We start from the raw sequence: 4,139 nt of genomic DNA on the forward strand, positions 1-4,139 counted from the left end.
CCGCTCGATCCAGCGGGGGGTGCGCACCGCCCACGTCAGGGCCTCGGAGGCCACGTGCACCTTCGCCCCGGGGAAGTCGGCGAGACCGCCGATGTGGTCGAAGTCCATGTGGGTGAGCACGATGTGGCGCACCTCGCGGGGGTCCAGTCCCATGTTCTCGATGCGGCGACGCGCCGTTTCGGCCGCGTCCAGCCGCGGGCGCATCGCGTGCCTCATCGGGCCCAGCCGGGCGGCGGGGTCCGCGACGTCGCGGAGCCCGACACCGGTGTCCACCAGCACCAGACCCCCCGGGGCCTCCACCAGCAGCACGCGGGTCGGCACCCGTCCGGCGAACGTCCCGCAGTTCATCTGGTGGATCCGCATGTCGGCCACGGTACCGTGGCCGCGTGAGTCGAGACGGCGTGCTGGACCCGCGGCCGCTGGTCCGCGTCACGGTGGACCCCCAGCTCGTGCCGCGCGCCGGGTCGTGGCCGTACTCGGTCCCCGCGGTATCGGCTCTGGTGCGCGAAGGGTTGGAGCTGGACGCCCTCACCGTCCTGGTGGGGGAGAACGGGTCCGGCAAGTCCACGATCGTCGAGGCGGTGGCCATGGCGTTCGGCCTCAACGCCGAGGGCGGGTCCACCGGCGCCCGGAACTCGACGTGGGCGTCGGAGTCCCCGTTGCACGACGCGCTGCGACTGGTGCGCGGGGGCGGGGCGCCCCGGTGGGGCTACTTCGTGAGGGCCGAGACCCTCCACGGCCTGTTCACCTACCTCCAGGCGACGGGGCCGGGGCAGGACTTCCACGCGCGCAGCCACGGCGAGGCGTTCTGGGACCTGCTGGACTCACGGTTCACCGGCGGCGGGCTGTTCGTGTTGGACGAGCCCGAGGCGGGGTTGTCCTTCGACGCCCAACTCCGGCTGGTCGCGCTGCTGCTCGACCTGGCCGGCCGTCGGAGCACCCAGGTGCTCATGGCCACCCACTCGCCGATCCTGGCCTCCGTGCCGGGGGCGGCGGTATACGAGTTGTCGGAGGAGGGGATGAGCCGTCGCCGCTGGGAGGACCTGGCGATGGTGGACCACTACCGCCGGTATCTCGCGGCGCCCGAGCGGTATCTGCGTCATCTCCTGGAGTGACCCGGCACACTGGACTCATGACCAACTTCTCGTCGCGCCCCGGCCGCACAGCCGGGGAGGCCCGTCCCGTCCGCCCCGTCTACCCCTCGTACGCCCCGCCGTCCGCCTCGACCGCGGCCAACGCCGGGCCGCTCCCGGCTCCCGAACCCGGGTTCGAGCCCGACATCATCGTGGTGGGTCACGGGCTGGCGGGGCTGGTGGCCACCTACGAGGCGAGCCGGGCGGGCAAGAAGATTCTCGTGGTGGATCAGGAGAACGAGAAGAACCTGGGCGGGCAGGCGTACTGGTCACTCGGCGGCCTGTTCCTGGTGGACACCCCCGAGCAGCGGCGCATCGGCATTCACGACTCACTGGACCTGGCGTGGCGCGACTGGCTCGGGTCGGCCGCCTTCGACCGGCCGGAGGATCACTGGCCCCGTCGGTGGGCGCGGGCGTACGTGGAGTTCGCGGCGGGGGAGAAGCGGACGTACCTCAACGCGCTGGGGCTCAAGATCATCCCCACCGTCGGCTGGGCGGAACGTGGTGGCGGGGACGTGGGGGGCCACGGCAACTCCGTGCCGCGCTTCCACGTGACCTGGGGCACGGGGCCCGAGGTGGTGCGGGTCTTCGAGGAACCGGTTCGCGCGGCCGCCGCCGAGGGGCTGGTGCGGTTCGCGGTGCGGCACCGGGTCGACGAGATCGTGGTCGAGGACGGTCGGGCGGTCGGCGTCCGCGGGGCCACCCTGGTCCCGTGCGATCTGGACCGCGGGGTGTCCTCGCCCCGCGAGGAGACCGGGACCTTCGAGTTCCGCGGCGGCGCCGTGCTCGTGTCTTCGGGCGGGATCGGCGGCAACCCGGACCTTGTGCGCCGGTACTGGCCGACGGACCGGATGGGGGACGCGCCGCGGGACCTCATCCTGGGGGTCCCGGAGCACGTCGACGGCCGCATGCTCGAGATCTCGGGCTCGGCGGGAGCGAACCTCATCAACCGCGACCGGATGTGGCACTACACCGAGGGGGTCGCCAACTTCGCGCCCATCTGGCCCTCTCACGCCATCCGCATCATCCCGGGCCCGTCGACGCTGTGGCTGGACGCCACGGGCGCGCGGATGCCCGTGCCGCTGTTCCCGGGGTTCCACACCACCGCCTCCGTCGAGGCCATCCGCCGGACCGGGTTCGACTACTCGTGGTTCGTCCTGGACTCGGCCATCGCGGAGAAGGAGTTCGTGCTCTCCGGTTCCGAGCAGAATCCGGAGATGACCGACAAGGTGGTCACGAAGTTCCTGTCCCGCGCCAAGAAGGGGCTGCCGGCGTCGGTCGGCGCATTCGCCGAGAAGGGCGTGGACTGGGTGGTGGCCGACTCCCTGGAGGAGCTGGTCGCCGGGATGAACGAGCTGGTCGGTGGGGACGAGCCCGAGCTCGACGTGGAGAGTGTGCGTGAGTTCGTCCTGTCGATGGACGGCCAGATGGACAACCCCTTTGCCAAGGACGCGCAGGTGCAGGCCATCCACAACTCTCGCCGGGTGCTCACCGACAAGCTCACCCGCATCGCCAAGCCGCACAAGCTGCTCGCGGACTCGGGCGCCGGCAAGGGATCCGCTGCTGGCTCGGGTGGCCCGCTGATCGCGATCAAGGTGCACCTCATGACCCGCAAGACCCTGGGCGGGATCGAGACCACGCTGGACTCCCAGTGTCTGCGACCGGACGGGGAGCCCTTCCCCGGTCTGTACGCGGCGGGGGAGGTCGCCGGTTTCGGTGGCGGCGGGGTCCACGGCTACAACTCGCTCGAGGGCACCTTCCTCGGCGGCTGCATCTTCTCCGGGATGAAGGCCGGGCGGGCGATGGCGCGGGAGGTCTGACCGCCGGGGCGGAGGCGCCGGCCCGGGGCGCCACCGCCGTTCACCGGGAACACGGACCTCACCGGGGCGAATTCCTCCACCGCGACAGAACCGCGTCCATGTCCGACCGCGCTCGAGGCGGTGCCGCTCCGCGGGAGGTGCTCATCCGAGGGGCCGCGGCGGGCATCGGGTAGCCCCCCGCGTCGACGAAAGACTCCCGCCGGACCGCGTGGTCGTGGAGCGTGGCCTCCCGGAGTGTGAGCACCGGTGTGACGCACGCGTCGAGCTCGTCGAAGACCTCGGCCCAGGCGTCGCGGTCACGCGAGGCGAACGACCGACCGAAGAGCGCGGTCAGCGCGTCCCAGTTGGTGGTGTCCCAGCGATTCGGCAGGTCGGCGTGATCCAGCCCGAGACCGCGCACGACGCGGTCATAGAACACGTCCTCGAGCGCTCCCACCGCGACGAACCCGCCGTCGGCGCACTCGTAGGCCCGGTAGAACGGTGCCGAGCCGTCGAGGAGATTGGTGCCCCGGCGGGACGACCATCGCCCGGAGTGTTGCCACGATCGGACCAGACCCGTCAGGGAACCGGCGCCGTCGACCATCGCCGCGTCCACGACCTGGCCCCGGCCCGTCCGCTGCCGCTCGTGGAGGGCGGCGAGGATCCCCACCAGCAGGAACATCGACCCTCCGCCGAAGTTGCCGACGAGGTTCAGCGGTGGTGTGGGCGGCCCGGAGGCCGGGCCGAGTTGCCCCAGGGCGCCTGACAGTGCGAGGTAGTTGATGTCGTGTCCGGCCACGCGGGCCAGCGGTCCCTCCTGTCCCCAGCCGCTCATGCGGCCGTAGATCAACCCCGGGTTCTCCTGCTGCCACACGTCGGGGCCGAGACCGAGTTTCTCCATCGTTCCCGGGCGGGACCCCTCCATCAGGACGTCGGCGCGGCCCACCAGGTCGCGCACCCGGCGCAGGCCGTCCGGTTCGGTCAGGTCGACCGCGAGCTCGGTCCTGCCCCGGAGCATTCCCGCGTTCGCGTCGTCGTTGCCGTCGTCGGCCCCCACGGGGACGGGTCGCACCACCCGGATCACCTCGGCGCCGAGGTCCGCCAGCATGAGACCCGCGTGCAGGAGCGGCCCGATGGCCTCCATCTCCACCACCCGGAGTCCTGCCAGGGGTCCGCCGTGCGGCGCCGCGGCGGCCTCGTCCCGCAC

Annotated in this window: 4 protein-coding genes; 2 read left to right on the forward strand and 2 right to left on the reverse strand. The window is 72.0% G+C overall.

The window, feature by feature from the left end; all coding sequences use genetic code 11:
* Positions 1-363: MBL fold metallo-hydrolase (locus tag G6019_RS16650; protein WP_182612442.1), on the reverse strand; the 363-nt coding region annotated here is incomplete at its 3' end.
* 23 nt (positions 364-386) lie between these two features.
* On the opposite strand from G6019_RS16650, the gene G6019_RS16655 reads away from it, so the two are divergent.
* On the forward strand, positions 387-1,115 hold the full coding sequence (locus G6019_RS16655) for an AAA family ATPase (protein WP_231750511.1): 729 nt from the start codon (positions 387-389) through the stop codon (positions 1,113-1,115).
* Between the two features lie 17 nt (positions 1,116-1,132).
* Positions 1,133-2,953 carry an FAD-binding dehydrogenase gene (locus G6019_RS16660; protein ID WP_182612441.1) on the forward strand — a complete coding sequence of 607 codons (1,821 nt, stop codon included), beginning with the start codon at positions 1,133-1,135 and terminating at the stop codon, positions 2,951-2,953.
* Between the two features lie 58 nt (positions 2,954-3,011).
* Here the strand turns inward: G6019_RS16660 and G6019_RS16665 are convergent, their stop codons facing one another.
* Complete coding sequence (locus G6019_RS16665) at positions 3,012-4,139, reverse strand: CaiB/BaiF CoA transferase family protein (RefSeq protein WP_182628105.1); 1,128 nt, start codon at positions 4,137-4,139, stop codon at positions 3,012-3,014.

The organism is Dietzia sp. DQ12-76 (assembly GCF_014145045.1).
In the GTDB taxonomy this organism is placed as follows: Bacteria; Actinomycetota; Actinomycetes; order Mycobacteriales; family Mycobacteriaceae; genus Dietzia.

Bases quoted from the DNA above. Each gene is read 5' to 3' on its own strand.
- G6019_RS16660 (WP_182612441.1), top strand. From the start codon at position 1,133: ATGACCAACTTCTCGTCGCGCCCCGGCCGCACAGCCGGGGAGGCCCGT.